24 protein-coding genes and 1 pseudogene are annotated in these 25,213 nt (G+C 71.7%); 14 read left to right on the top strand and 11 right to left on the bottom strand.

From position 1 onward, the window contains the following. Positions 1-44: 44 nt before the first annotated feature. Positions 45-1,562: an MFS transporter gene (locus ACWDAS_RS28530; protein WP_450396520.1), complete on the top strand. Its 1,518-nt coding sequence runs from the start codon at positions 45-47 to the stop codon at positions 1,560-1,562. Positions 1,563-1,650: 88 nt separating this feature from the next. On the opposite strand, the gene ACWDAS_RS28525 is transcribed toward ACWDAS_RS28530, so the two are convergent. Continuing rightward, a complete protein-coding gene (locus ACWDAS_RS28525) occupies positions 1,651-2,418 on the bottom strand; it encodes a dioxygenase family protein (RefSeq protein WP_450396517.1) in 768 nt (255 codons plus the stop codon). Between the two features lie 9 nt (positions 2,419-2,427). After that, complete coding sequence (locus ACWDAS_RS28520; RefSeq protein WP_450396514.1) at positions 2,428-3,078, bottom strand: GTP cyclohydrolase II; 651 nt, start codon at positions 3,076-3,078, stop codon at positions 2,428-2,430. Between the two features lie 104 nt (positions 3,079-3,182). Here ACWDAS_RS28520 and ACWDAS_RS28515 point away from each other — a divergent pair, with 104 nt between their 5' ends. Next, positions 3,183-3,686 (top strand): MarR family winged helix-turn-helix transcriptional regulator, encoded by a 504-nt coding sequence (locus tag ACWDAS_RS28515; RefSeq protein ID WP_450396512.1) that lies wholly within the window; start codon positions 3,183-3,185, stop codon positions 3,684-3,686. A gap of 10 nt (positions 3,687-3,696) precedes the next feature. Here the strand turns inward: ACWDAS_RS28515 and ACWDAS_RS28510 are convergent. Further along, positions 3,697-4,221 (bottom strand): annotated as a pseudogene (locus ACWDAS_RS28510) (N-acetyltransferase family protein); the annotation flags it as partial. A 189-nt stretch (positions 4,222-4,410) separates the two neighbouring features. Here ACWDAS_RS28510 and ACWDAS_RS28505 point away from each other — a divergent pair. From ACWDAS_RS28505 to ACWDAS_RS28485, 5 genes are all read left to right on the top strand, one after another. Then, positions 4,411-5,397, top strand: a complete 987-nt coding sequence (locus ACWDAS_RS28505; RefSeq protein ID WP_450396511.1) for a sigma-70 family RNA polymerase sigma factor — start codon at positions 4,411-4,413, stop codon at positions 5,395-5,397. 220 nt (positions 5,398-5,617) lie between these two features. Next, positions 5,618-6,385, top strand: a complete 768-nt coding sequence (locus ACWDAS_RS28500; RefSeq protein WP_450396509.1) for a DeoR/GlpR family DNA-binding transcription regulator — start codon at positions 5,618-5,620, stop codon at positions 6,383-6,385. After that, a complete protein-coding gene (gene pfkB, locus ACWDAS_RS28495; protein ID WP_450396506.1) occupies positions 6,382-7,341 on the top strand; it encodes a 1-phosphofructokinase in 960 nt (319 codons plus the stop codon). The genes ACWDAS_RS28500 and pfkB overlap by 4 nt, the downstream gene beginning before the upstream one ends. Continuing rightward, positions 7,338-9,485 (top strand): PTS fructose transporter subunit IIABC, encoded by a 2,148-nt coding sequence (locus tag ACWDAS_RS28490; protein WP_450396503.1) that lies wholly within the window; start codon positions 7,338-7,340, stop codon positions 9,483-9,485. The genes pfkB and ACWDAS_RS28490 overlap by 4 nt, the downstream gene beginning before the upstream one ends. Positions 9,486-9,586: 101 nt before the next feature. Beyond that, positions 9,587-9,802 carry a hypothetical protein gene (locus tag ACWDAS_RS28485; RefSeq protein WP_450396500.1) on the top strand — a complete coding sequence of 72 codons (216 nt, stop codon included), beginning with the start codon at positions 9,587-9,589 and terminating at the stop codon, positions 9,800-9,802. A gap of 13 nt (positions 9,803-9,815) precedes the next feature. Here the strand turns inward: ACWDAS_RS28485 and mscL are convergent, their stop codons facing one another. Together mscL and ACWDAS_RS28475 are read right to left on the bottom strand one after the other, a co-directional pair. Next, positions 9,816-10,295, bottom strand: a complete 480-nt coding sequence (gene mscL / locus ACWDAS_RS28480) for a large conductance mechanosensitive channel protein MscL (protein WP_450396497.1) — start codon at positions 10,293-10,295, stop codon at positions 9,816-9,818. A gap of 183 nt (positions 10,296-10,478) precedes the next feature. Beyond that, complete coding sequence (locus ACWDAS_RS28475) at positions 10,479-11,090, bottom strand: hypothetical protein (protein ID WP_450396494.1); 612 nt, start codon at positions 11,088-11,090, stop codon at positions 10,479-10,481. A gap of 203 nt (positions 11,091-11,293) precedes the next feature. Here ACWDAS_RS28475 and ACWDAS_RS28470 point away from each other — a divergent pair, with 203 nt between their 5' ends. Continuing rightward, positions 11,294-11,983, top strand: coding sequence for a helix-turn-helix domain-containing protein (locus ACWDAS_RS28470; RefSeq protein WP_450396491.1), 690 nt, complete (start codon positions 11,294-11,296; stop codon positions 11,981-11,983). 74 nt (positions 11,984-12,057) lie between these two features. Here the strand turns inward: ACWDAS_RS28470 and ACWDAS_RS28465 are convergent, their stop codons facing one another. The 5 genes from ACWDAS_RS28465 to ACWDAS_RS28445 form a co-directional block, all read right to left on the bottom strand. Further along, positions 12,058-12,918, bottom strand: a complete 861-nt coding sequence (locus ACWDAS_RS28465; RefSeq protein WP_450396489.1) for a universal stress protein — start codon at positions 12,916-12,918, stop codon at positions 12,058-12,060. A gap of 106 nt (positions 12,919-13,024) precedes the next feature. After that, positions 13,025-14,035, bottom strand: a complete 1,011-nt coding sequence (locus ACWDAS_RS28460; RefSeq protein WP_450396852.1) for a zinc-dependent alcohol dehydrogenase family protein — start codon at positions 14,033-14,035, stop codon at positions 13,025-13,027. A gap of 124 nt (positions 14,036-14,159) precedes the next feature. Continuing rightward, on the bottom strand, positions 14,160-14,468 hold the full coding sequence (locus ACWDAS_RS28455; protein ID WP_450396486.1) for an FmdB family zinc ribbon protein: 309 nt from the start codon (positions 14,466-14,468) through the stop codon (positions 14,160-14,162). Between the two features lie 66 nt (positions 14,469-14,534). Further along, positions 14,535-15,788: an MFS transporter gene (locus ACWDAS_RS28450; protein WP_450396483.1), complete on the bottom strand. Its 1,254-nt coding sequence runs from the start codon at positions 15,786-15,788 to the stop codon at positions 14,535-14,537. A gap of 291 nt (positions 15,789-16,079) precedes the next feature. Beyond that, positions 16,080-17,579, bottom strand: a complete 1,500-nt coding sequence (locus tag ACWDAS_RS28445; RefSeq protein WP_450396849.1) for a potassium/proton antiporter — start codon at positions 17,577-17,579, stop codon at positions 16,080-16,082. A 165-nt stretch (positions 17,580-17,744) separates the two neighbouring features. On the opposite strand from ACWDAS_RS28445, the gene ACWDAS_RS28440 reads away from it, so the two are divergent. Next, positions 17,745-20,525: a penicillin acylase family protein gene (locus ACWDAS_RS28440; RefSeq protein ID WP_450396480.1), complete on the top strand. Its 2,781-nt coding sequence runs from the start codon at positions 17,745-17,747 to the stop codon at positions 20,523-20,525. Between the two features lie 103 nt (positions 20,526-20,628). Here the strand turns inward: ACWDAS_RS28440 and ACWDAS_RS28435 are convergent, their stop codons facing one another. Next, positions 20,629-21,225 (bottom strand): 5-formyltetrahydrofolate cyclo-ligase, encoded by a 597-nt coding sequence (locus ACWDAS_RS28435; protein WP_450396477.1) that lies wholly within the window; start codon positions 21,223-21,225, stop codon positions 20,629-20,631. An 80-nt stretch (positions 21,226-21,305) separates the two neighbouring features. On the opposite strand from ACWDAS_RS28435, the gene galU reads away from it, so the two are divergent. The 5 genes from galU to ACWDAS_RS28410 are packed head-to-tail and all read left to right on the top strand — an operon-like array spanning position 21,306 to position 25,195. Further along, on the top strand, positions 21,306-22,214 hold the full coding sequence (gene galU / locus ACWDAS_RS28430) for a UTP--glucose-1-phosphate uridylyltransferase GalU (RefSeq protein WP_450396476.1): 909 nt from the start codon (positions 21,306-21,308) through the stop codon (positions 22,212-22,214). Then, positions 22,211-23,554, top strand: coding sequence for a molybdotransferase-like divisome protein Glp (gene glp / locus ACWDAS_RS28425; RefSeq protein WP_450396473.1), 1,344 nt, complete (start codon positions 22,211-22,213; stop codon positions 23,552-23,554). The genes galU and glp overlap by 4 nt, the downstream gene beginning before the upstream one ends. A gap of 56 nt (positions 23,555-23,610) precedes the next feature. After that, a complete protein-coding gene (moaC, locus tag ACWDAS_RS28420; RefSeq protein ID WP_450396471.1) occupies positions 23,611-24,093 on the top strand; it encodes a cyclic pyranopterin monophosphate synthase MoaC in 483 nt (160 codons plus the stop codon). Beyond that, positions 24,090-24,578, top strand: a complete 489-nt coding sequence (locus tag ACWDAS_RS28415) for a MogA/MoaB family molybdenum cofactor biosynthesis protein (RefSeq protein ID WP_450396468.1) — start codon at positions 24,090-24,092, stop codon at positions 24,576-24,578. Before moaC ends, ACWDAS_RS28415 begins: the two co-directional genes overlap by 4 nt. Further along, positions 24,575-25,195 (top strand): GNAT family N-acetyltransferase, encoded by a 621-nt coding sequence (locus ACWDAS_RS28410; protein ID WP_450396848.1) that lies wholly within the window; start codon positions 24,575-24,577, stop codon positions 25,193-25,195. Before ACWDAS_RS28415 ends, ACWDAS_RS28410 begins: the two co-directional genes overlap by 4 nt. Positions 25,196-25,213: the final 18 nt, after the last annotated feature.

Genomic DNA, 25,213 nt, shown 5'->3' with positions numbered 1-25,213 from the left:
GTCTTCAATGTCGTCATCTCTTCGTCCCGTTAGTGAGTACACGCATGCCTGATACGGCACACGCTCAGCGCTGGAAAGCGCTGGCGTTCATCGCGATAGCCCAGCTGATGGTCGTCCTCGACGGCACCATCGTGAACATCGCCCTGCCCTCCGCCCAGACCGCACTGGGCATCTCCGACGCGAACAAGCAGTGGGTCATCACCGCCTACGCGCTGGTCTTCGGTGGTCTGCTGCTCTTCGGCGGACGCATCGCGGACATGTGGGGCCGCCGCCGCACCTTCGTCACCGGCCTCATCGGCTTCGCCGCCGCCTCGGCGCTCGGCGGCGCCGCCGCCAACGAGGCGGTGCTCTTCGGCGCCCGTGCTCTGCAGGGTGCCTTCGGCGCGCTGCTCGCGCCGGCCGCGCTGTCGCTCCTCGCGGTGATGTTCACCGAGCCCAAGGAGCGCGCCAAGGCGTTCGGCATCTTCGGCGCCATCGCCGGTGGTGGCGGTGCTGTCGGCCTGATCCTCGGTGGTGTGCTCACCGAGTACCTGGACTGGCGCTGGACGTTCTTTGTGAACATCCCCTTCGCGGCCGTCGCCGTGATCGGTGCCGTGCGGGTCGTCCACGAGCCTGCCGGCAGCCGCAACAGCAGCAGCCTCGACGTTCCCGGTGCCGTGCTGGCCACCGCCGGCCTGGTCTCGCTGGTCTACGGCTTCACCCGTGCCGAGTCCGACGGCTGGGGCGCGGGCGTGACCATCAGCCTGTTCGTCGCCGCAGGCGTGCTGCTGCTCGCCTTCCTGCTGGTCGAGAGCCGTGTGAAGGCGCCGCTGCTGCCGCTGCGCGTGGTGACCGACCGCAACCGCGGTGGCGTGTACCTCTCGCTCGGCCTGGCCATCATCGCGATGTTCGGCCTCTTCCTCTTCCTCGGCTACTACCTGCAGGTCGTGCAGGGCTACTCCGCCCTCAAGACCGGCTTCGCCTTCCTCCCGATGATCGCCGGCATGATCACCGGCTCGACGCAGATCGGCGCGCGCCTGATGAACCGCGTCCGGCCGCGGCTGCTGATGACCCCGGGCTTCCTGGTGGCGGGTCTGGGCATGCTGATCCTGACCCAGCTTCAGGTCGGCAGCTCCTACGCGGGCCTGATCCTTCCGGCGGAGATCCTGCTCGGCCTCGGCATGGGTACGGCGTTCATGCCGGCCATGAGCCTGGCCACGCACGGCGTCGAGCCGCGCGACGCGGGTGTCGCCTCCGCGATGGTCAACACCTCGCAGCAGGTGGGCGGTGCCATCGGTACGGCGCTGCTGAACACCATCGCGGCCAGCGCGACCACCTCGTGGATCGCCTCGCACGCGGCCGAGGCCCGCGCGCTGGGCAAGCAGGGCTTCATCAACGCCGCCGCCGTGCACGGCTACTCCACCGCCATCTGGTGGGCGGCCGGCATCCTGGCGCTCTCCGCCGTCATCGCCTTCACCTTCGTGAACGCCGGCAACGGCGGTGGCGCGGTCGCGGCGTCCGGCGGCAAAAACGCCGAGGGCGCCGAGGACGCGGACCTGGCCGTCCCGGTGATCGCTCACTGACGGACGTCCAGGACGACGGCACGTCGGACGGTGAGCACGGCGAAGGGCCCCGCTTCATGGGAGGAAGCGGGGCCCTTCGCTGCGGAGACTATCGGCCGAACTGCACGGACCGCTTGGCCAGCCCCATCCAGAACCCGTCGATGACACTGCGCTGGGTGTCGAGTTCATGCTCGGCCGCGCCCATCGTGACGAAGAGCGGTGCGAAGTGCTCGGTCCGCGGGTGGGCGAGCCGTCCGGCGGGGGACTTGTGCTCGAAGTCCAGCAGGGCGTCCACGTCCTGGGCGTCCAGGGCGCGGTGGCCCCAGTCGTCGAACTCCGCCGACCAGCCCGGCACGCCGCCGGCGTGCCGCAGCGCGGCGAGATTGTGGGTGAAGAAGCCGCTGCCGACGATCAGCACGCCCTCGTCGCGCAGCGGGGCCAGCTTCCGCCCGATGTCCATCAGCTTCTGCGGGTCGAGCGTGGGCATCGACACCTGCAGCACGGGGATGTCGGCGTCCGGGAACATCTCCACGAGCGGTACGTACGCCCCGTGGTCCAGGCCCCGGTCCGGGATGTCCTGGACGGAGGTGCCCGCGCCGCGCAGCAGCTTGCGCACGGATTCGGCCAGCGCGGGCGCGCCCGGGGCCGCGTACCGCACCTCGTAGTAGTGCCGCGGGAAGCCCCAGAAGTCGTACACGAGCGGGACCGTGGTGGTCGCACCGAGCGCGAGCGGGGCCTCCTCCCAGTGGGCGGAGATCATCAGGATCGCGGTGGGGCGGGGGAGCCCGGCGGACCAGGCGGCCAGTTCACCGGGCCACACCGGGTCGTCGGCCAGCGGCGGGGCGCCGTGCGACAGATAGAGGGCGGGCATGCGCATGGGGGCTCCTCAGGCCGGGAGGTCGAGGGTGTGGTGGGTGTGCTCGGCCTTGGCGCGCAGGTACCGCACATTGGCCTGCGACAGGTGCACCCCGGTCGGCACCCGCTCGGTGATCGCGACGCCGAGCCCGGACAACTGCTCCGCCTTGTCGGGATTGTTGCTGAGCAGGCGGATCGCGTCGACGCCCAGCGCGCCCAGCATCTGGGCGGCCGCGGTGTAGTCGCGCTCGTCGTCGAGGCGGCCGAGGGCGCGGTTGGCGGCGTAGGTGTCCAGGCCCCGGTCCTGGAGGGCGTACGCGTCGAGCTTGGCGTACAGGCCGATGCCGCGGCCCTCCTGGCGCAGGTAGAGCAGGTAACCGCCGGCCTCGGCGATCCGCTGGGCGGCCTCGCGCAGCTGGGGCCCGCAGTCGCAGCGCTCGGAGCCGAAGACGTCGCCCGTCAGGCACTCGGAGTGCGGGCGGACCAGCGGCGACGGCGTGTCCCGGTAGGCACCCAGACCGAGCGCGAGGTGCTCCTTGCCGTCGGCGAGGCCGGTGAAGGTGAAGACGTCGGCGGGGGTGGTCCAGCCGTCGGGGAAGCGCAGCGGGATCCGCACCTGGGTGCGGACGGCCGCGCGGGGTGGGGCGGGGACTGCGTCCGGTGCGGTCGGGGCGGTCGTCATTCGGGGGTCCCTTGCTTGAAGATTCCTTGAAGTTTCAAGCTGCCATTCCGGAACCTACAACTGATTGCTTGAAAGTTCAAGGTCGACTTCGTAGAGTGGGCGGCATGACCACGAGAGCGCCCGAACCCCGCTGGCTGAGCGAGGAGGAGCAGCGCGCCTGGCGCGCTTACATGGCGTCCACCCAGCTGGTCTCGGACGCACTCGACCGGCAGCTGCAGCGTGACGCGCACATGCCCCACGCGTACTACTCGCTGCTGGTGTGGCTCTCGGAGACCCCCGACCGCCGGATGCGCATGACGGAGCTGGCCGAACGCTCGAAGATTACGCGCAGCCGGCTCTCCCACGCCATCTCCCGCCTGGAGGAGAACGGCTGGGTCCGCCGCGAGAACTGCCCCTCCGACCGGCGCGGCCAGCTCGCGGTCCTCACCGACGAGGGTTTCGCCGCGCTCGCCGAGGCCGCGCCCGGGCATGTGGAGGCGGTGCGCGGGGCGATCTTCGACCGGCTCTCGGAGGAGCAGGTGCGTCAGCTCGGCGAGATCTGCCGGGTCATCGCCGAGGGGCTCCAGCCGAAGGAAGGCCCGGCGGTCGATCTTCCGTGGCTGCGCTGAGCGGCGGGTTCAGCTCCTTCTCGTACCAGGCGACGTCCCAGTAGCGGCCGAACTTCCGGCCGACCTCGCGGTAGACGCCCAGCGGGCGGAAGCCGAAGCGGGTGTGGAGGCGGACGGACGCCTCGTTGGGCTGCGCGATGCCGGCGTAGGCGCGGTGCACATCCTCGCCCCGCAGGGCCTCGAAGAGCGCCGTGTAGAGCAGGGTGCCGACCCCGCGCCCGCCCGCGCCCGGGGCGCAGTACACGGAGGTCTCCACCGAGGTGGCGTACGCGGCCTTCGGGCGGAAGGGGCTGCTGGTGGCGTAGCCGAGCAGGGGGCCGTTCGTGCCGTCCGGTTCCGTCCCGTGGGCAACCAAAAGGCGGTGTGGTCCGTCTTCCGGGTGGGAGAGCAGCCAATGGCGGCGCTGTTCCAGGGAAAGCGGCTCCAGGTCGAACGTGATCGGCGTCTCGCGGACGTAGTGGTTGTAGAGGTCGGTGAGGGCCTGCAGATCTTCTTCCGTACCAGGCCTGACCTGCACTTCGACGGACTCCGGCACTGATCCACCTCTCGCTGTGGCGGCACAGGGTACTGCAAGATCGTAAAAAACGGGGCGGTGCTTGGGAATTGTGTCCGGATTCCAGTCGTTATCTCTTTTCGAGTGGGCAGCCGAAAGGCACGCGTGAAGCTGCTGGAGAGGCGGCTCATTCGATCCGACACCCGACCGAACCTTCGCAAGGGAGCACGCATGGCAACCCGTGCCGTCGCCCGCAGCACCAGAGGCGGGAACAGCAGCGCTCGCGCTGGCCACGGCGAGATGGCCGACCGTGACCTCGTCGGCATGTACCTCGACGAGATCGCGCGCACGCCGCTGCTCGACGCCGCGCAGGAAGTCGAGCTTTCCAGGGCGATCGAGGCCGGCGTCTACGCCGAGCAGCTCCTCGCGGGCGAGGAGCTGGGTCAGGGGGCGGACGCCGACCGAGAGGAACTGGAGGCGATAGCCGCCGCGGGTGCGCGGGCCAAGGACGTCTTCATCCGTTCCAACCTGCGCCTGGTCGTCGCGGTCGCGCGACGTTATCCGCGCAGTGGCCTGCCGCTGCTCGACCTGATCCAGGAGGGCAACGCAGGCCTGGTACGCGCCGTCGAGAAGTTCGACTACACCAAGGGCTTCAAGTTCTCCACGTACGCCACGTGGTGGATCCGTCAGGCGATCACCCGGTCCATCGCGGACCAGTCGCGCACGATCCGGCTTCCCGTCCACCTGGTGGAGGAGCTGGGGCGGGTGCGCCGGGTGCAGCGCGAGTTCAACCGTGAGCACGGGCGTGACCCGGAGCCCGCGGAGATCGCTGCCGAACTCGGCTCCACCCCGGAACGGATCTCCGACGTGCTGGACTGGGCGCGCGACCCCGTGAGCCTGAACATGTCGGTGGACGACGAGGGCGAGACCCAGTTCGGTGATCTCGTCGAGGACACCTCGGCGGCCTCGCCGGAGGATTCCGTACTCGTCATGCTGCGGCGCGAGGAACTGGAGGACCTGATCGACCGGCTCGACGACCGGACGGCGTCCATCATCCGGGCGCGGTACGGGATCGTGGACGGCCGCGAGCGCACGCTGACCGAGGTCGGCAAGCAGCACGGGCTGACGCGTGAGCGGATCCGGCAGATCGAGAAGCACGCGCTGGCGGACCTGAAGCGCATGGCGCGCGCAACGGGGCTGTCCTTCGAGGCGGCCTGACATCAGGCGGGCGCCGATCGCGGCGCCCGCGACACCACAGACTCGAGCCCCGGTGCCACCCCCCTGCATCGGGGCTCGACCCTTGCTCCGACCGGGTGATTTCCGCCTCTCGTGTCCGACTGAGTCCGAAGGATGCCCGTATCTGTTTACATCTCCGGGCTTGTGAGCGTAGTCTGACGGTGAAACCACAGGTTCGGACATGGAACGGACGCGGTCGGAAATGTACGCACCGGAGAGGCAGCAGGAGATCCTGCGTCGGGCCCGCGAGCGCGGACGCGTCGAAGTCCTGGCCCTCGCCGAGGAGTTCGACGTCACGCCGGAGACCGTCCGGCGCGATCTCAAGGCGCTGGACCGGTCCGGGCTGATCCGCCGGGTGCACGGCGGGGCGATCCCCGCCGGACGGCTGGACTTCGAGCCGGACCTCAGCGAGCGCGAGTCGACCGCGACCGGCCAGAAGGACCGCATCGCCCACGCGGCGCTCGGTGAACTCCCGGCCGACGGCAGCATCGTCATCGACGCCGGCACGACCACCTCCCGCTTCGCGGCGGCCCTGCCGCTGGACTGCCGGCTCACCGTCGTCACCCACGCCCTCCCGATAGCCGCCCGCCTCGCCGAACTCCCCGACCTGACCCTGCACCTCGTCGGCGGCCGGCTGCGCCACCGCACCCGGGCGGCCGTCGACGAATGGGCGCTGCGCGCGTACGGGGAGATCAACGCCGACGTCGCCTTCGTCGCCGCCAACGGCTTCACCGCGGACGGCGAGGGAGGGCTGACCACCCCCGATCTGGCCGAGGCGGCCGTCAAGCGGGCGATCATCCGCGCCGCGCGGCGGGTCGTCCTGCTCGCCGACTCCTCCAAGCTCGGGCAGTCGCACTTCGCCCGCTTCGGCGGCCTGGCGGACGTCGACCTGCTCATCACCGACGAGGGGCTGAGCCCCGAGGACGCCCGGGCGATCGAGCGGCACGGCGCCGAGGTGGTGCGCGCATGATCGTCACGGTCACCCCCAACCCGAGCCTGGACCGCACCTACGAGGTGCCGTCGCTGGAGCGCGGCGAGGTGCTGCGCGCGCTCGCCGACCGCGTCGACCCGGGCGGCAAGGGCGTCAACGTCTCCCGCGCGGTGGCCGCCGCCGGGCACCACACCGTCGCCGTTCTGCCGCTCGGCGGCCCGGAGGGCGAACTGCTCGGCCGGCTCCTGACCGCGCAGGGCATCGAAGCGGCGGGCGTCGACATCGCGGGCCGTACGCGGATCAACATCTCGGTCGCCGAGCCCGACGGCACCCTCACCAAGATCAACGCGGCGGGACCCGAGCTCTCCGAGGCCGAGGCCGAGGCCCTGTTCAACGCCGTGCGCGCCGGCTCCCTCCACGCCGACTGGGTCGCCTGCTGCGGCAGCCTGCCGCGCGGCCTCGCCCCGGAGTGGTACGGCGAACTGGTCGCGCACGCGCACCTCGCCGGTGCCCGGATCGCCCTGGACACCTCGGGGCCGTCCCTGCGGGCCGCGCTGCGCGAGCGGCCCGACGTGGTCAAGCCCAACGCCGAGGAACTGGCCGAGGCCGTAGGCCGCCCGCTGTCCACCGTCGGTGACGCCGTCAAGGCGGCGGAGGAACTCCGTACGCTGGGAGCACGGGCCGTGCTCGCCAGCCTCGGAGCGGACGGCCAGCTGCTGGTCGAGGCGTCGGGCACGTGGTTCGGGCGTGCCGAGGTCGGCCATGTGCGCAGCAACGTCGGCGCCGGCGACGCCTCGCTCGCGGGATTCCTGATCGCGGGCGGCACCGGCCCCGCCGCCCTGGCCTCCGCCGTCGCCCACGGCGCGGCCGCGGTGCAACTGCCCGGCAGCGTCATGCCGACCCCCGCAGACCTCAAGCCCTCGGCGGTCGTCACCACCGCCGATGTCCCGCTGGACCGCCGCCTGGTGGACGTGAGCAATGGAGCCGCGAGATGAGTGACATGATCACCGCGGATCTGGTCGACCTCGACCTGACCGCCGAGACGAAGGAAGCGGCCGCGCGATCACTGGCCGAGCGCATGGTCGCGGCCGGCCGGGTGACCGACCTCGATGGCTTCCTCGCCGACGTGGCCGCCCGCGAGGCGCAGATGCCCACCGGCCTCGACGGCGGTATCGGCATCCCGCACTGCCGCAGCGAGCATGTCACCGAGCCGTCGCTGGCCTTCGGGCGCAGCTCCGCCGGGATCGACTTCGGCGCGGCCGACGGGCCCGCCGACCTGATCTTCCTCATCGCTGCCCCTGCCGGCGCCGACGAGGACCACCTCACGATCCTCTCCGCCCTGGCCCGCCGGCTGATGGACGGCGAGTTCACCGGTGCGCTGCGCTCCGGGACCGACCCGGGGCACGTGGCCGCCCTCATCCGCGGTGACGCGGAACCCCGGGCAGCCGCCGCGCCCGAACCCGCGGGAGTGGCCTCCTCGGCGGGCGCGGCGGCCACCGGCACGGAACGCGGTACCGGGCGCGGCGAGGGCGCCGAGGCCGGCGACGGGGGCGAGGGTGCCGAGGCGGGCGCGGCCGGAGACGTCGGCGAGGGTGCCGGTGAGCATGCGGGGCCCGGAAAGACAGGGAAGCCCGAGGCGGTACGGCCCTTCCGGATCGTCGCGGTCACCTCCTGTCCGACGGGCATCGCCCACACCTACATGGCCGCCGAGTCGCTGCAGCGGGCCGCTGCCGACAAGGGCTATGAGATAACCGTCGAACCCCAGGGCTCCGCCGGCTTCGCCCGGCTCGACCCCGCGGTCATCGCCGCCGCCGACGCCGTGATCCTCGCCCATGACGTCGAAGTACGGGAGAAGGACCGCTTCGCGGGCAAGCCGACCGTCGACGTGGGTGTCAAGGCCGGTATCAACCGCGCCGCCGAACTGATCGACGAGGTGCGCGGCAAGGCCGAGCGCGGTGAGGTCTCCGCCCCCGCCGCCCCCGGGCGCCGCGCCCCGATGGACGCCGGCGCCGGTGCGCAGGACCACTTCGGCATCAAGCTCCGCAAGTGGCTGATGACCGGCGTCAGTTACATGGTGCCGTTCGTGGCGGCGGGCGGTCTGCTGATCGCGATCGGCTTCGCCGTCGGCGGCTGGGGGATCAACAAGGCCCCGTCGGTGATGGAGCACTTCGTGTGGACCCAGGCCGACAGCTGGGCAGCCCTGATGTTCCAGGTCGGCGTGGCGGCCTTCGGCTTCCTCGTGCCCGTACTGGCCGGATACATCGCCTACGGCATGGCCGACCGCCCCGGTTTGGTCCCCGGCTTCGTCGGCGGGGCCATCGCGCTCACCATCAACGCGGGCTTCCTGGGCGGCCTGGCCGCCGGTCTCATCGCGGGCGCGGTGGTGATGGCGATCCAGAGGGTCCGCATCCCGCCCGTGCTGCGCGGCATCATGCCGGTCGTGGTGATACCCCTGATCTCCTCCGCGGTCGTCGGATTCCTGATGTTCGTCGTCATCGGCAAGCCCATAGCCTCCGCGCAGAAGGCCATGACCGACTGGCTGAACGGCCTGACCGGCACCAACGCCATCGTGCTCGGCGTCATCCTCGGCCTGATGATGTGCTTCGACCTCGGCGGCCCGGTCAACAAGGTCGCCTACACCTTCGCCACCGCCGGCATCGCGGTGACCAATCCCAGCGACTCCGCGATGAAGATCATGGCGGCCGTGATGGCGGCCGGTATGGTCCCGCCGCTCGCCATGGCGCTGGCCACCACTGTGCGCGGCAGGCTCTTCACCGAGACCGAGCGCGAGAACGGGAAGGCGGCCTGGGTGCTGGGTGCCTCCTTCATCTCCGAGGGAGCCATCCCCTTCGCCGCGGCCGACCCGCTGCGCGTCATTCCCGCCTCCATGGCCGGCGGCGCCGTAACCGGCGCCCTCACCATGGCGTTCGGCAACACGCTGCGCGCCCCGCACGGCGGCGTCTTCGTCGTCCCCTTGATCGGTTCGCCCTGGCTCTACCTGGTGGCCATTGCCGCCGGAACGCTGGTCACCACCGGGCTGGTGGTGTTCCTGAAGGGCCTGCGCCGGACCCGGGACCTTCCGGTGGCCGAGCCCGCTGCCACCGCCGGTGCCGGGACGAAGGTGACGGTGGCCGCGTAACGGCCTCCGGCGACCGGGCCCGGCCGTGCGTCGCTCACGGACGTGCGGCCGGGCCTTCGCCGTGGCCGGGCGCCATGGGCCGCCCCCGTACCCTGGACCGTATGAGCAGCACCCCCGACCCCGACCCCGCCTCCGGGCCTGCCGTGCCCCCCGCGCCGCGTGCGCCCCGCGACCCCGCGGCCGCGCTGGTCTTCGACGACCCGCTGGACCGGCAGTCGTCCGACGACACCGACACCGGATGGGGCGAGCGCCCCGGCCAGGGTGGTGCGGGAGATCTCGCGCGCTTTCTCGACGAGAAGCCCCCGCACCACATCTGAGGCGGACGGGCCCTTACGGACGCGTCCGGTTGGCGCCTCCGTGGTCGTACGGCGACGGGATGCTCGGGGCGCTGCCGTAGCCGACCTGCTGGCGGGCCAGCAGGTCACGTATCTCGGTCAGCAGCTCCAGCTCCGTCGGCGCGGCAGCGGCCTCTTCCTTGCCCTGCTTGCGCCGCTCGTTGAGCTTGTTCATCGGCAGGATCAGCAGGAAGTACACGACCGCGGCCGTGATCAGGAAGGTCAGCGCCGCGCCGGCGACCGAGCCCCACAGGAGGCCCACACCCTGCTTGAGCACGCCGTTGGCGGCGACGCAGGGGTCCTTGACGCAGAAGATGTAGCCGTCGAGGTTCTTGGTGCCGATGGCACCGATCACCGGGTTGATGAGGCCCTTCACGAACGCGTCGACGATCTTGCTGAATGCGGCGCCGACGACGACCGCGACAGCGAGCTCCACGACGTTGCCGCGCAGCAGGAAGGCTTTGAAGCCCTTCAAGGGACGATTTCCTTTCGAACGACCGTGCAGTTCGGCCCGGGGGACCCGTGGGGCCTGGTGGTGTCCGCCGGGCGCCGCCGGCGGGAGGCCGGCGTTGACGGGGTGGGTGAGCGGTTCGGCCTCCGAGGGTAAGGGTTCGGCGCCATCGGCCTTCCGGCCGGTTGCCTTTCTCACGACCGAGGGCTAGCGCAGCGCCACCGCCAGGGGTGAGGTCGCCGCCGCCCCGGACAGGGCGGCAGCAGTGCGCCGCGGCACCGACAGCACGATCAGCGCACCGCCGCCCATTCCGCCCCCGTCCATGCCTGCCGTGCCCGCCGTTGCGGCCGGGGCCCCAGCGGTGGGGGAGGGCACCGCCACCACGGGCGCCCCGCGGGCCACGACGCGTGCCGCCGCCAGGATGTCCACCCGGTCACCGGGCCGTACCATCGCGGCCGCCGCCGCGTCCGCGATCCGCACCGGAGCCCGCACCATGTCCCGCGCCGCCGTGGCGGGCGCGCGGGCGGAACCCTCCCGCCCGGTCCGGTCGGAGTGGGGGGCCGTCCGGGGCGCGGCGGCGGCCAGGGCCGCCGCGGTCATCGCCAGGCCCGCGGCCATCATCCGCCGCCGTCTGCGCAGCGCCCGGCGCAGCCGGTGCCGCCCGCCTCCCGCCCTGATCGGGGCGAAGAGCGGCACCACGCACGGCGCGGGCGCTCCCGCCCCGGCCGGAAGTCCCGGACCGCCATCGCCGCCCGTCCACAGCACCGCGCCACCGCTGTCCACCATCCCGAGCACCCCCGTCTTGAAAACCTCGCCCACCGGCGCATCCGGCCTGGCAGGGACCACCATCGCGCATCGCGGTGAAGTCCCTCGGAGCCCTGTGGAGTACTGGCCGGTTGTGGATAACTCGGTCACCCGTTCGAGGGGACGGGCGGGGCGGGTCTGGCGGCGCGGCGTCCGTGGTGGTGTGCTTGCTGGTAACGAATCGAAGCGTCCGAACCCGAGAGCGGGAGGTGGTCGACGTGCCCAGGCAGACATTGCGCGACGGCCCGTCCGAGAGGTCGAGAGCCCATCCGGGGGACGTCAGCCGTCGCGTCGCGCAGCGGCGGGAGCAACTGGGGCTCAGCCGTGAGGAGGTGGCCGCCAGGGCCGGGATGACGCCCAGCTATGTGCGGTACGTGGAGGAGCAGTGTCACCACACCATCGGGACCAACGCCCTGCTCCGGCTCGCGGGCGCGTTGCGGACCACCGCCAGTCATCTGCTCGGGGGCGACGCCGAGCACGTCCCCGGCGAGACGGAGGCGCTGGGTCCGCCCGTGCTGGAAGAGCTGCGCTCCGAGGACTGCTGGACTCGCCTGTCCGGCCATGACGTCGGCAGGATCGCGCTCACCACCGGAGGCGGCCACCCCACGGTGGTGCCGGTGAACTACGCGGTCGTCGGCGGGGCCATCGTCTATCGCACGGCTCCGGACGCGCCTCCGTCCCCCGTCAAGGGCAGCGAGGTCGCCTTCGAGGTCGACCAGCTCGACGCCTGCCTCAGCGCGGGCTGGAGTGTGCTCGTCATCGGGGTTGCCGAGCACATCACTGACCCCGAGGACGTGGACGCGCTGGCCGAGGAGTCCCAGCCCGGCCCGTGGTCCGGGGGTGAGGACGACCTGTGGATACGCATCGTCCCCACCCATGTCACGGGCAGTCTCATACGCGCCGAATAGAGGGCGGGAACAGGGGGTGGGGCGGAGGGAAGCGGGCCGCTCCGTGAATGCCGCAGCGGCGCAGGGCCAACCGGTCACTCCTGGTGGAAGACCGCCACCGGACAGTGGGCGTGGTGCAGCACGGCATGACTCACGTGGGCCAGCCGGCCGGTCGCGCGCTGATGCCTCCGGGCACCCACGACGAGCAGATCGGCGTGGGCGGAGGCATCCACCAGGGCACCGCTCGCAGAGGAGGCCTTGACCAGGTCCACGGTCACGGTGAGGTCCGGGTACTCCTCGCCGATCGTGTCGGCGACGTGCTGTTCGTCCGCGGCCTCCCGGTCGCCGACCGAGGTGGCGTCGTCCAGTCCCGGCACCATCTCGCCCATCGCCCCGATCAGGCTCCACGCGGTCAGTACGCGCAGGGTCGCCTTGCGCAGCCGGGCCTCTTCGGCGGCGAAGCGGACGGTCGCCAGATCGGTCTCGTCCCGGACCCCGACCAGGACGACACCGGTGGACGGCTGCTCGCTGCCCCGCACGACGACCACGGGCCCGCGGGCATGCGTCGCCACCCGCAGCCCGACCGAGCCCAGCAGCAGCGCGTGGAAGCCACCGCAGCCACGGCAGCCGACCACGGTCAGGCCATCGGCCCCGGCCTGCTCCAGCAGGGTGTCGACGGGTTTGCCCTTGCCGACTGTGGTGGAGACCGTCAGGTCCGGGTAGCGGGTGGTGGCGGCCGCCGCCGCTTCGTCCAGCAGTGCGCGGCTTCCGTCGAGGACGAGCTGTGCGGTCTCGGGCGACAGATGACTGCCGGAACGGGTCTCAAGGCTGGTCGCGTGCAGGATGTGCAGCGGAAGATCGCGCAGTACGGCCTCACCGGCGGCCCACATCACTGCGGCGGTGGCCCGGGGCGAGCCGTCCGTGCCGACCACGACCGGCCCGTGGGTGGTGTCCATGGCGGTGCCTCCTCGTCGCTCCGCTCCGATCCGATCCGCTCGGCTCCGTTCCGCCCCGTTCCGCTCCGTTCCCCGTCCCGTCCCGTCCCGTTCCCGTCCCCCGCCGTCAGCCCGGTACGAGCACCGCGGCCCCGTTGACGCGGTCGGCGGCCAGGTCGGACAGGGCCCGATCCGCGCGGTCCAGGGGGTACCGGGTGGCGGTCACCCGGATCCCGATCCTGGCGGCCAGGGCCAGGAACTCCTGTCCGTCCTGCCGCGTGTTGGAGGTGACGCTGCGCAGATTCCGTTCCTGGAACATATGGCGCTGGTAGTTCAGGGCCGGGATGTCGCTGAGGTGGATGCCGGCGATCGCCAGCGTCCCGCCCCGGTCCAGGGCCTCCAGGGCCGGCGGCACCAGATCGCCGACCGGTGCGAAGAGGATGGCGGCGTCCAGCGGCTCCGGCGGCCGGTCCGCCGCCGCTCCCGCGGAGGCGGCGCCGAGCTCCAGCGCGAGTTCCCGTGCCCGCTCCGACCTGGTCAGCACATGTACGGTCGCCCCCTCGGCCAGCGCGACCTGGGCGGCGATGTGGGCGGAAGCCCCGAAGCCGTAGATGCCCAGCCGCCCGCCGGCCGGCAGGTCGCTGCGGCGCAGGGCGCGGTAGCCGATGATGCCCGCGCACAGCAGGGGCGCCAGGTGCACGGCGTCACGGCCGTCGGCGTCCTCGGGCAGGGCGTAGGCGTACTCCTCCGGGACGGAGGTGAAGTCGGCGAAGCCGCCGTCGGCGTCCCAGCCGGTGTAGATCGAGTGCGGACACAGGTTCTCGCGGCCGGTCAGGCAGTACGCGCACCTCCCGCAGGTGCCGCGGAGCCAGGCGACGCCCACCCGGTCGCCCTCGGAGAAGCGGCTGACCAGCTCACCGGTGCCGATGACCCGCCCGACCACCTCATGGCCGGGAACGGTCTCCCGCCGGTGCGGCGGCAGGTCGCCCTCGGCCAGATGGAGATCGGTACGGCACACGCCGCACGCCTCCACGCGGAGCAGCAGTTCGTGCGGGCCGGGCTCCGGCTTGGGACGCCCGACGCGTACGAGTGGCTCCGTGATCATGGGCCCGGGCCGGTCGACGACCCAACCACTCAGCATGTCTCCAGTCTGCGGCCGGAGACGTCGGCGCTGCACCACGAAACCGGTCTCGCGGGTGCGCCGAAGGCCCCCGTCGCATGCGACGGGGGCCTTCACCAGGCATGGGTGCCCTTGGCTCCGCTCAGGCGGCCGAGGTGCTCGCCGAGCCGGTGGAACCGCTGGAGGAGCCGGCAGAGGAACTGCTCGTGGAACCCGACGAGGACTTCGACTCCGAGCTGCTGCTCTTGGCGGCCGGTGTGCTGCTGGACGACGAGCCGCGGCTGTCGGTCCGGTAGAAGCCGGAACCCTTGAAGACGACGCCGACCGCGGAGAAGACCTTGCGCAGCCGGCCGTCGCAGGCCGGGCACTCGGTCAGCGGGTCGTCCGTGAACTTCTGCACCGCCTCGAGGCCCTCGCCGCACGCGGTGCACTGGTACTGGTAGGTCGGCACTTGCTCCTCCTGGCACTCTGGCTCATTGAGTGCTAACGACGGTCAATAGTGCAGCATTCCGCGGCGTCAGTCCACCGTGACCGGCTCGCGGTGACCGACGCCACTGCCGGCGCCGCCCCCGCCGCCGCGTGCCGCGACGACTCCCACCGGCCTCGGCGTGAGCCGTCCGCGCAGCGCCACCAGCGTGATCAGGGCCAGCGCGGTGCCCACCAGCGGCACCGTGAATCCGGTGCTCGCCCCGAGCCCGTCGGCCAGCCGTCCGGCGGCCGTGGCGGCCGCCGCCTGCCCCAGCGCCACCGCGCCGGTCAGCCAGGTGAACGCCTCCGTGCGGATCGCCGCCGGTACCAGCGACTCGACCAGGGTGTAGCCGGTGATCAGGGCCGGCGCGATGGTCAGCCCGACCAGCAGTCCGAGCCCGCCCAGCAGCGGCACGGCGTGCGCCGCCCACAGCATGGAGGTCGCCAGGGTCAGCGCCGTGTAGCCGACGACCATGCGCCGCTTGGGCCCGGACTTCCAGGCGATCGCGCCGCACGCGATGCCCGCGAGCATGTTGCCCGCCGCGAAGGTGCCGTAGAGCAGGCCGTTGATGCCGGGCCGCCCGATCTCCTCCGTGAAGGCCGTCATGGAGACCTGCATGCCGCCGAAGACGGCGCCGATCCCCAGGAAGGCCACGGCCAGCACCCGCACGCCGGGCACGGTCAGCGCGGAGACCCGCCGCTCCCGCGCCCCGGGGACGGTCCGGGACGGAGCCGGCGCCGTGCGCCGCTGCGCGGCGAAGAGCAGTCCGCCGGCCAGGGTCAGCACGGACTCGGCCAGCAGTCCGGCCGCCGGGTGCACGCCGGTGGCGAGCGCCGTGGCCAGCACCGGTCCGATGACGAAGGTGAACTCGTCGGTGACCGACTCGAAGGCCGCCGCGGTCTGGAGCAGCGGCGACCCGGCCGGCAGCGCGGCCGCCCAGCGGGCCCGCACCATGGGCCCGACCTGCGGCACCGAGGCGCCGGTGGGCACGGCCAGGGCCAGCAGTGCCCACAGCGGCGCGTGCGCCAGCGCGAGGACGGCGAGCAGCGTCCCCGACGCCGCGTGGACGATCACCCCGGGCAGCAGGACGACGCCCTGGCCGAAGCGGTCGGAGAGCTTGCCGCTCTGCGGGGCGAACAGCGCCATCGAGACGCCGGTGACGGCGGACACGGCCCCCGCGGTGCCGTAGGAGCCGGTCGTGTGCTGCACCAGCAGCACGATCCCGATCGTCAGCATCGCGAAGGGCTGGCGCGCGGCGAACCCGGGGAGCAGGAAGGTCCACGCACCCGGCGTGCGCAGCAACTGCCCGTACCCCGGACGCGCCGAAGAGCGCGACGAACGCGAAGCGCGGGACGGACGCGAAGAACGGGATGTGCGAGACGAACGAGATGAACGGGACGTGCGAGTGACCGTGGACGCCACGGCCGGGCCTTTCTGCCGCCTGGTAGCGCACCCTGGACGCCTGGTCGCGTTCCTGTGCGCCGAGAGCTGTCCTCTCGCGCATGACCGAGGTAGATACCGGGTGTCTCCGGCCGCCGGGCGGTCGCGCCAGCTCTGCATCAGACAGAGTTGGTGGTGACTGTCGCGCCCATGTTAACGGCTGGTTCCGCCGCCCGATTCCAGCCATCCGGCGAGCTTGCCGCCGCGTCCCACCGCCCGCAGCCGCGCCTCCGCCTTGTCCCGCACCGGGTCGGTGGCGACGACGAGAAGTTCGTCACCGTGCCGCAGCACCGTCGTCGGCAGCGGTACGAAGCTCTTGCCCTCGCGGACGACGAGCGTGACCGCGGCGCCCGGCGGCAGCCGCAGTTCGCTGACCTCCACGCCGTGCATGCGGGAGCGTGGCGGGATGCGCACCGACAGCAGATGCCCGCGCAGCCGCTCCAGTGGCGCCGACTCGATCCCCAGGTCCTCCGCGGCACCCGGGTCCCCGAGCTGCAGCCTCCGGGCGACCCACGGCAGCGTCGGACCCTGCACGAGGGTGTACACGATCACCAGGACGAAGACGATGTTGAAGATGCGCTCGCTCTGCCGGACGCCGGCCACCATCGGGATGGTCGCGAGCACGATGGGCACCGCCCCGCGCAGCCCCGCCCAGGACAGCAGCACCTGGTCGCGGTAGGGCGTACGGAACGGCAGCAGGCTCGCCGTCACCGACACCGGCCGCGCCACCATCGTGAGGACCAGGCCCACCACGAGGGCCGGCACGATGTCGTCGCCGAGTTCGTGCGGGGTCACCAGCAGACCCAGCAGCACGAACAGCCCGATCTGCGCGAGCCAGGCCAGCCCCTCGGCGAAGCCCCGGGTGGCCGGGCGGTGCGGGAGCTTGGCGTTGCCCAGTACGACGGAGGCGACGTACACGGCGAGGAAGCCCGAGCCGTGGGCCAGCGCCCCGCCCGCGTAGGCCAGGACGGCGATCGCCAGGACCGCGATCGGGTAGAGGCCCGAGGCGGGCAGCGCGACATGGCGCATCGCGAACGCACCGAGCATGCCGATGGCCAGCCCGATCGCGGCGCCGATGGCCAGCTCCAGGGTGATCTCGCCCAGCAGCCGGGCCCAGTTGTGCACGGGCCAGTGCTGGGAGAAGGCGACGACCAGAATGACCACCGGCGCGTCGTTGAAGCCGGACTCCGCTTCGAGCACCCCGGTCACCCGGCTCGGCAGCGGCACCTTGCGCAACACCGAGAAGACGGCCGCCGCGTCCGTGGACGAGACGACCGCGCCGATGAGCAGCGCCTGCCGCCAGTCCAGGCCGACCAGATAGTGCCCGGCGGCCGCCGTGATGCCGACGCTGACCGCGACGCCGAAGGTCGCCAGGACCGCCGCCGCCGGGGCCGCCGGTTTGATCTCCCGCCACTGGGTGCCGAGGCCGCCCTCCGCCAGAATCACCACAAGAGCGGCATATCCCAGCACTTGGGTCAATTCGGCGTTGTTGAAGGCGACTCCCAGTCCGTCCTGTCCTATGGCGACCCCGATGCCCAGATACAGGAGCAGGCTCGGCAGGCCGCTGCGCGAGGAGAGGCGCACGGCAACCACCGCTATGAGCAGCACGAGGGCGCACACCAGCAGGAGTTCATTGAGGCGGTCGACAGTCAGGAGCCGGTCCTTCCAACGAAGTTCATTGCCTTACCTAACATTTTACCTGTGCTTGAGCTTGTGGCGATCTCCGTCCACAGGTCAGGACACCGCCTGGGGAGCTACGGGGCGGTACGCCTAAGGTGGCCCCTAGCAATCGGTCCACCCTGCCCTCGAAGGACATCGATGCCCGCCAAGAAGAAGTCCCGCCGCACGCGCCTCATCGTGATCGGGGTCGTGCTCGTGCTCGTGGCGGGCATTGTCTACGGGTCGTACTGGAGTGTCGCGACCGTCCGCGCCTCCCTCCCGCAGACCACCGGAACCCTGCAGCTCAAGGGCCTGTCCGGCACCGTCCAGGTGAAGCGGGACGGAAACGGCATCCCGCAGATCTACGCCGACACCGCCGAGGACCTGTTCCGTGCCCAGGGCTACGTCCAGGCCCAGGACCGCTTCTACGAGATGGACGTGCGCCGGCACCTGACCGCCGGCCGCCTGTCGGAGATGTTCGGCAGCGGCCAGGTCGAGACCGACGCCTTCCTGCGCACGCTCGGCTGGCGCCGCATCGCGCAGCAGGAGTACGACACCAAGCTGTCGGCCTCCACCAAGAAGTACCTCCAGGCCTACTCCGACGGCGTCAACGCCTACTTGGACGGCCACTCCGGCGCCGACCTGTCCGTCGAGTACGCCGCGCTGAAGTTCAGCAACGACTACGTGCCGCAGAAGTGGACCCCGGTCGACTCGGTCGCCTGGCTGAAGGCCATGGCCTGGGACCTGCGCGGCAACATGCAGGACGAGATCGACCGCTCACTGCTGTCGAGCCGGCTGAGCCCCCGGCAGATCGCCCAGCTCTACCCCAAGTACCCGGACCGGATCAATCCGATCGTCGAGGGCGGAGCGGTCGATACCGCCACGAACACATACCAGCCGGCCGGAACCACCACGGGCACCGGCGCGGGCACGAACACCGGCACCGGCACCGGCACGGGTGCCGACGGCACCTCCACCGCCGACGCGACGCAGAACGTCGAGTCCCAGCTGGCCTCGCTCTCCGACACCCTCGACCAGATCCCGGCGCTGCTCGGCCCCAACGGCAACGGCATCGGTTCCAACTCCTGGGTCGTCTCCGGCGAGCACACCACCACCGGCAAGCCGCTGCTGGCCAACGACCCGCACCTGGCCCCCCAGATGCCCTCGCTCTGGTACCAGATGGGCCTGCACTGCAACAGCGTCGGCAAGGCCTGCCCCTTCGACGTGGCCGGCTACACCTTCTCCGGCATGCCCGGTGTGATCATCGGACACAACCAGTCGATCGCCTGGGGCATGACCAACCTCGGCGCCGACGTGACCGACCTCTACCTGGAGAAGGTCACCGCCGACAGCTACCTCTACGACGGCAAGCAGCACCGCTTCACCACCCGCAAGGAGACCATCAAGGTCGCCGGCGGCGACGACCGGACGATCACCGTGCGGAGCACCCGCAACGGCCCGGTCATCTCCGACCGGAGCGCCGAGCTGCGCACGGTGGGCGACCGGGCCCCGGTGCCGAACTCCGCCCCCGACCGAGGCGACGGCTACGCGGTCTCCCTCAAGTGGACCGCGCTCTACCCGTCCAACACCATGGACGCGGTCTTCGAGCTCGACACGGCGACCGACTGGGAGCAGTTCCGGGCCGCCGCCCGCGACTTCGCCGTCCCGTCCCAGAACCTGATCTACGCCGACAACAAGGGCGCCCACGGCCACATCGGCTACCAGGCCCCCGGCTGGATCCCGGTCCGTGCCGCGGGCTACGACGGCACCTACCCGGCCCCCGGCTGGAACCCGCGGTACCAGTGGGGGAAGAAGCCGATCCCCTTCTCCGCCATGCCGTACGACTACGATCCGAAGCGCGGCTACATCGTCACCGCCAACCAGGCCGTGATCGACCAGGACAAGTACCAGTACCTGCTCACCAAGGACTGGGGCTACGGCATGCGCAGCCAGCGGATCAACGACCTGATCGAGTTGAAGATCAAGGACAACGGTCTGATCTCCATGGAGGACATGGGGGAGATGCAGGGCGACGGCTTCAGCGTGGTCGCCCAGAAGCTTGTGCCGATCCTGCTGAAGATCGACATCAAGAACGACAAGGACGACTACGTCCGCAACGCCCAGAAGCTGCTGGAGGGCTGGGACTTCAACCAGGACTCCGACTCCGCCGCGGCGGCCTACTTCAACGCCGTCTGGCGCAACATCCTCAAGCTGGCCTTCGGCAACAAGCTGCCCAAGGAGCTGCGCCCCGAGGGGCAGTGCCTGACCGTCCCGGCCACCGACCAGTCCGGGCCGGTCGACGACCTCAACGGCAAGTCCAAGCTGGTGCGCGAGTGCGGCCAGCGGGCCGCGGACCAGGCGCAGCCGGACGGCGGCGACCGCTGGTACGAGGTCGTGCTCTCGATCCTGGACGACGAGAACAACCAGTGGTGGACCACGTCCCCCACGGCGTTCTACGACAAGGACAGCGGCAGGCCGCACACCACCCGCGACGAGCTGTTCGCCCAGGCCATGAAGGACGCCCGCTACGAGCTGACCGCCAAGCTCGGCAAGGACATCGACACCTGGAGCTGGGGCCGTCTCCACAAGCTGGAGCTGCGCAACCAGACCCTGGGCACCGGCGGCCCGGCCGTCGTCCGGTGGATGCTCAACCGCGGCCCGTGGCTCCTCGGCGGCGGCGAGGCGGCGGTCAACGCCACCGGCTGGAACGCGGCCGGCGGCTACGACGTCGTCTGGGTGCCGTCGATGCGGATGGTGGTCTCCCTGGACGACTTCGACAAGTCCCGCTGGATCAACCTGACGGGTGCCTCCGGCCACGCCTACAGCGCCCACTACAGCGACCAGACCGCCAAGTGGGCCAAGGGCGAGCTGCTGCCCTGGGTCTTCACCCAGCGGCCGGTCGACGCGGCGACGGAGGACACCCTCGCGCTGACGCCGTAGCCGCCACCGGCGACGGGGAGGGGCGGACCCGCTTCGGGGCCGCCCCCTCAGCCGTTCCCGCCCCCATCGCCGTCCCGCAGTCGTCCTCTGGCCGTCCAGCCGTTCAGCCGTTCCCGAAGCGCCGTACGCCCTCCGGGGTGATCACCGCGTCCACCGGCCGGTCGTGCGGCTCGGCGGGCACCCGGTCCAGCACCTCGTGCGCGTGGAGCAGCACCACCAGCGCGGGCGTCGCCCCGGCCGCGTCCAGCCGGGCCAGGACACGGTCGTACGAGCCCCCGCCGCGGCCCAGCCGCAGCCCCCGGCCGTCGACCGCGAGCCCGGGGAGCAGGACCGCGTCCGCCCCGGTCACCGCCGCCGGGCCGAGCCGGGGGCCGGTCGGCTCGTACAGGCCGCGGGCCGTCCGCACCAGGCCGTCGGCGCCCTCGTAGGGGGCCCAGTCCAGATCGTTGTCCGGGAGCAGGACCGGCAGCAGCACCCGCTCCCCGCGTGCGCGCAGCACGTCCAGCAGGGCACGGGTCCCGGGCTCGCCGCCCATCGACACATAGGCCGCCACTGTCCGGGCGCCGGACAACTCCGGAAGATCGAGGGCGTGTTCCGCGATGGCGCGCTCGGCCGCCGCTCGGTCATCCTGTGTCAACCCGCGCCTCACCTGGAGGAGACGTTCCCGCAACGCGGCCTTGCTAGCGTTTTCGTTACGCATTTGATGCGCAATCACCACCTATCGCCATCAATCAACCGGAACTTCATCTTCACCTCATACGCAACGGTTATCGTTGGCGCATGACTCACGCGCGTACTCGGATCAGCAAGGCTGTCATCCCCGCAGCCGGCCTCGGCACCCGCTTCCTGCCCGCCACGAAGGCGACGCCCAAGGAAATGCTGCCGGTGGTCGACAAGCCCGCCATCCAGTACGTGGTCGAAGAAGCCGTCGCGGCGAACCTCTCCGACGTCCTCATGATCACAGGCCGGAACAAGCGGCCGCTGGAGGACCACTTCGACCGCAACTACGAGCTCGAGTCCGCGCTGACCGCCAAGGGCGACGAGGCCCGCCTGGCGAGGGTCCAGGAGTCCAGCGACCTCGCCACCATGCACTACGTCCGCCAGGGCGACCCGCGCGGCCTCGGCCACGCCGTGCTCTGCGCCGAGCCGCACGTCGGCGACCAGCCCTTCGCGGTACTGCTCGGCGACGACCTGATCGACCCCCGTGACCCGCTGCTGAGCCGCATGATCGATGTGCAGGAGCGGCACGGCGGCAGCGTCGTCGCGCTGATGGAGGTCGACCCGAGCCAGATCCACCTCTACGGCTGCGCCGCCATAGTCCCCACCGACGACGAGGGGGTGGTCCGTGTGACCGACCTCGTCGAGAAGCCCGCGCCGGGCGAGGCCCCGTCCGCGTACGCCGTCATCGGGCGCTACGTCCTGGACCCGTCGGTCTTCGGGGTGCTCAACAAGACCCAGCCCGGCCGCGGCGGCGAGATCCAGCTGACCGACGCGCTGCGCGAACTGGCCCAGGAGGGCGGTCCGGACGGGCCCGTGCACGGTGTCATCTTCACCGGCCGGCGCTATGACACCGGAGACCGTGGCGACTACCTGCGTGCGATTGTCCGACTGGCATGCGAACGTGAAGACCTGGGGCCGGACTTCCGGTCCTGGCTGCGCACGTATGTCAGCGAGGAGATGCAAGATTGAGCAGTGGCACGGCCGACCGCGTCTGGTCTGTCTCGGAGCACCTCGACAACATCCTGCGGCAGCTGAAGCCGCTGGAACCGATCGAGCTGCAACTTCTCGACGCCCAGGGATGCGTCCTCGTCGAGGACGTCATGGTGCCGGTGGCGCTGCCGCCCTTCGAGAACAGCTCGATGGACGGCTACGCGGTCCGGACCACCGACACCCAGGGCGCCGGCGAATCGCATCCGGCCGTGCTCACCGTCATCGGTGACGTGGCGGCCGGCAGTGGTGAACTGCCCACCGTGGGTCCCGGCCAGGCCGCCCGGATCATGACCGGCGCCCCGCTGCCGCCCGGTGCCGAGGCCGTCGTCCCCGTCGAGTGGACGGACGGCGGCACGGGTGGCAGCGCTCCGGTCGACGGCATGCTCGCCGCGAGCCGGACCCCCGACGCCGCGGGCGGCGAGGTGCGGGTCTACCGGTCCGTCGAGCCGGGCGCCCACGTCCGAGCCCGGGGCAGCGACGTCGCCGCGGGCGAGCTGGCGCTGAGCGCGGGCACGGTCCTGGGCCCGCCGCAGATCGCCCTGCTCGCGGCCATCGGCCGGGCCACCGTACGGGTACGGCCCCGGCCCCGGGTGGTCGTGGTCTCCACCGGCAGTGAGCTGGTGCCGCCCGGCGAGGAACTGGGCCCGGGCCGGATCCACGACTCCAACAGCTACATGCTCACGGCCGCCGCCCGTGACGCCGGGGCCCAGTCCTACCGGGTGGGCGCGGTCGCGGACGACGCCGAGACCTTCCGGGCCACCGTCGAGGACCAGCTGATCCGGGCGGACATCGTGGTCACCACCGGCGGCGTCAGCGTCGGCGCGTACGACGTGGTCAAGGAGGCGCTCGGCGAGGAGATCGAGTTCCGCAAGCTGGCCATGCAGCCCGGCAAGCCGCAGGGTTTCGGCTTCATCGACGCCGGCGCCCGCAGTGAGACGGAGGGCGTGGAGGGGGAGGAGACGGCGCCGCCGGAGCCCGAGCGCACCCCGCTGGTCGCCCTGCCCGGCAACCCGGTCAGCGCCTACGTCTCCTTCGAGCTGTTCGTACGGCCCGCGATCCGCACTCTCATGGGCGTGGAGCCGGTCTTCCGGACCTCCCTGCGGGCGGTGTGCGAGAGCGCCGTGGCCTCCTCGCCCAAGGGCAGGCGGCAGTTCCTGCGCGGCAGCTACGACCCCTCCACCGGCCGGGTCACCCCTGTGGGCGGCGCCGGATCGCACCTGGTCAAGGCGCTCGCCCACGCGAACGCGCTGATCGTGGTGCCCGAGGACGTGACGGAGGTCGCGGCGGGCTCGGAGATCGACGTCGTGCTGCTCGACTGAGCGGGTACCGTTACTGCCCACGCGAGCACGCGGTGAGCAGTGGGAGTGCCGTACCGATGACAGAACAGCAGCATCTGACGCACATCGACGAGGCGGGGGCGGCCCGCATGGTCGACGTCTCGGAGAAGGACGTCACCGCCCGCACCGCCCGTGCCACCGGCCGGGTCCTGGTGTCGCCACGGGTCATCGAGTTGCTGCGGGGCGAGGGCGTGCCCAAGGGGGACGCCCTCGCCACCGCGCGCATCGCCGGGATCATGGGCGCCAAGCGCACGCCCGACCTGATCCCGCTCTGCCACCCGCTGGCGGTCTCCGGGGTGAAGGTCGACCTCGCGGTGGGCGACTCCTCCGTGGACATCACCGCGACGGTGAAGACCACCGACCGCACGGGCGTGGAGATGGAGGCCCTCACGGCGGTGAGCGTCGCCGCGCTCACGGTCGTCGACATGGTCAAGGCCGTCGACAAGGCCGCGGTCATCACGGACGTACGGGTCGAGGAGAAGACCGGCGGCAAGTCCGGGGACTGGAGCCGCACCCGATGAGGGCACTCGCGATCACCGCGTCCAACCGCGCGGCCGCCGGGGTCTACGAGGACCGGGGCGGCCCGCTGATCGTCGCCGGACTGCGGGACATGGGCTTCGCCGTCGACGGCCCGCGCGTCGTCCCGGACGGCGAGCCCGTCGGCAGCGCGCTGCGGGAGGCCGTCGCCCAGGGGTACGACGTCGTGGTCACCACGGGCGGTACGGGCATCTCGCCCACCGACCGCACGCCGGAGGTCACCCGCGCCGTCCTCGACTACGAGGTGCCCGGCGTCGCCGAGGCCATCCGGGCCGCGGGCCGCGAGAAGGTGCCGGCCGCGGCGCTGTCCCGTGGTGTCTGCGGTGTCGCCGGGCGCACGCTGGTGGTGAACCTCCCGGGATCGACCGGCGGCGTCAAGGACGGCCTGGCCGTCCTGGCCCCGATCCTCGTCCATGCCGTCGACCAGATCCGCGGCGGCGACCACCCTACGTCTGGGAGACCGAGCTGAACGGGTCCTGGCCGGCCGAGCTGGCGGACGGGGACGTCCTCCTCCGCCCGATAAAGATGCGTGACCAGCGCGCCTGGCGTGAGGTGAACCGGCGCAACCGCGAATGGCTGCGGCCGTGGGAGGCCACCGTGCCCCCCGCGCCGCCCGGCCACCTCACCCAGCGGCCCACCTTCCGGCAGATGGTCCGCCATCTGCGCCACGAGGCCGCGGCAGGGCGGATGATGCCCTTCGTCATCGAGTACCAGGGGCGGCTCGCCGGGCAGCTCACCGTCGCCGGCATCACATGGGGCTCCATGTGCAGCGCCCATGTCGGCTACTGGGTCGACGAGGCCGTCGCCGGCCGCGGGGTCATGCCGACGGCCGTCGCGCTCGCCGTCGACCACTGCTTCCGCGCGGTGGGCCTGCACCGCATCGAGGTCTGCATCCGGCCCGAGAACATGCCGAGCCGGCGGGTGGTGGAGAAACTCGGCTTCCGCGAGGAAGGGCTGCGCCCCCGCTATCTCCATATCGACGGAGCCTGGCGTGACCATCTGGTCTTCGCGTTGACGGCGGAGGAGGTGCCGGAGGGAATGCTCCACCGCTGGCACCAGGCCCGACCTGGCACGGCTCACAAATAAAATATCTGTTCGAAATTG

The organism is Streptomyces sp. NPDC001070 (genome assembly GCF_053598835.1).
The sequence above is the reverse complement of the archived record's forward strand: the minus strand, read 5'-3'. Positions and strand labels throughout refer to the sequence as shown.

What these genes read in the sequence shown, in the direction of transcription:
- ACWDAS_RS28520 (WP_450396514.1), bottom strand. Translation starts at nt 3,078, where the DNA reads ATGACGACCGCCCCGACCGCACCGGACGCAGTCCCCGCCCCACCCCGC.
- ACWDAS_RS28530 (WP_450396520.1), top strand. Translation starts at nt 45, where the DNA reads ATGCCTGATACGGCACACGCTCAGCGCTGGAAAGCGCTGGCGTTCATC.
- ACWDAS_RS28440 (WP_450396480.1), top strand. Translation starts at nt 17,745, where the DNA reads ATGCCCGCCAAGAAGAAGTCCCGCCGCACGCGCCTCATCGTGATCGGG.
- ACWDAS_RS28505 (WP_450396511.1), top strand. Translation starts at nt 4,411, where the DNA reads ATGGCAACCCGTGCCGTCGCCCGCAGCACCAGAGGCGGGAACAGCAGC.
- ACWDAS_RS28465 (WP_450396489.1), bottom strand. Translation starts at nt 12,918, where the DNA reads ATGGACACCACCCACGGGCCGGTCGTGGTCGGCACGGACGGCTCGCCC.
- ACWDAS_RS28500 (WP_450396509.1), top strand. Translation starts at nt 5,618, where the DNA reads ATGTACGCACCGGAGAGGCAGCAGGAGATCCTGCGTCGGGCCCGCGAG.
- ACWDAS_RS28485 (WP_450396500.1), top strand. Translation starts at nt 9,587, where the DNA reads ATGAGCAGCACCCCCGACCCCGACCCCGCCTCCGGGCCTGCCGTGCCC.
- pfkB (WP_450396506.1), top strand. Translation starts at nt 6,382, where the DNA reads ATGATCGTCACGGTCACCCCCAACCCGAGCCTGGACCGCACCTACGAG.
- ACWDAS_RS28435 (WP_450396477.1), bottom strand. Translation starts at nt 21,225, where the DNA reads ATGCGTAACGAAAACGCTAGCAAGGCCGCGTTGCGGGAACGTCTCCTC.
- ACWDAS_RS28525 (WP_450396517.1), bottom strand. Translation starts at nt 2,418, where the DNA reads ATGCGCATGCCCGCCCTCTATCTGTCGCACGGCGCCCCGCCGCTGGCC.
- ACWDAS_RS28490 (WP_450396503.1), top strand. Translation starts at nt 7,338, where the DNA reads ATGAGTGACATGATCACCGCGGATCTGGTCGACCTCGACCTGACCGCC.
- galU (WP_450396476.1), top strand. Translation starts at nt 21,306, where the DNA reads ATGACTCACGCGCGTACTCGGATCAGCAAGGCTGTCATCCCCGCAGCC.
- ACWDAS_RS28515 (WP_450396512.1), top strand. Translation starts at nt 3,183, where the DNA reads ATGACCACGAGAGCGCCCGAACCCCGCTGGCTGAGCGAGGAGGAGCAG.
- moaC (WP_450396471.1), top strand. Translation starts at nt 23,611, where the DNA reads ATGACAGAACAGCAGCATCTGACGCACATCGACGAGGCGGGGGCGGCC.
- ACWDAS_RS28415 (WP_450396468.1), top strand. Translation starts at nt 24,090, where the DNA reads ATGAGGGCACTCGCGATCACCGCGTCCAACCGCGCGGCCGCCGGGGTC.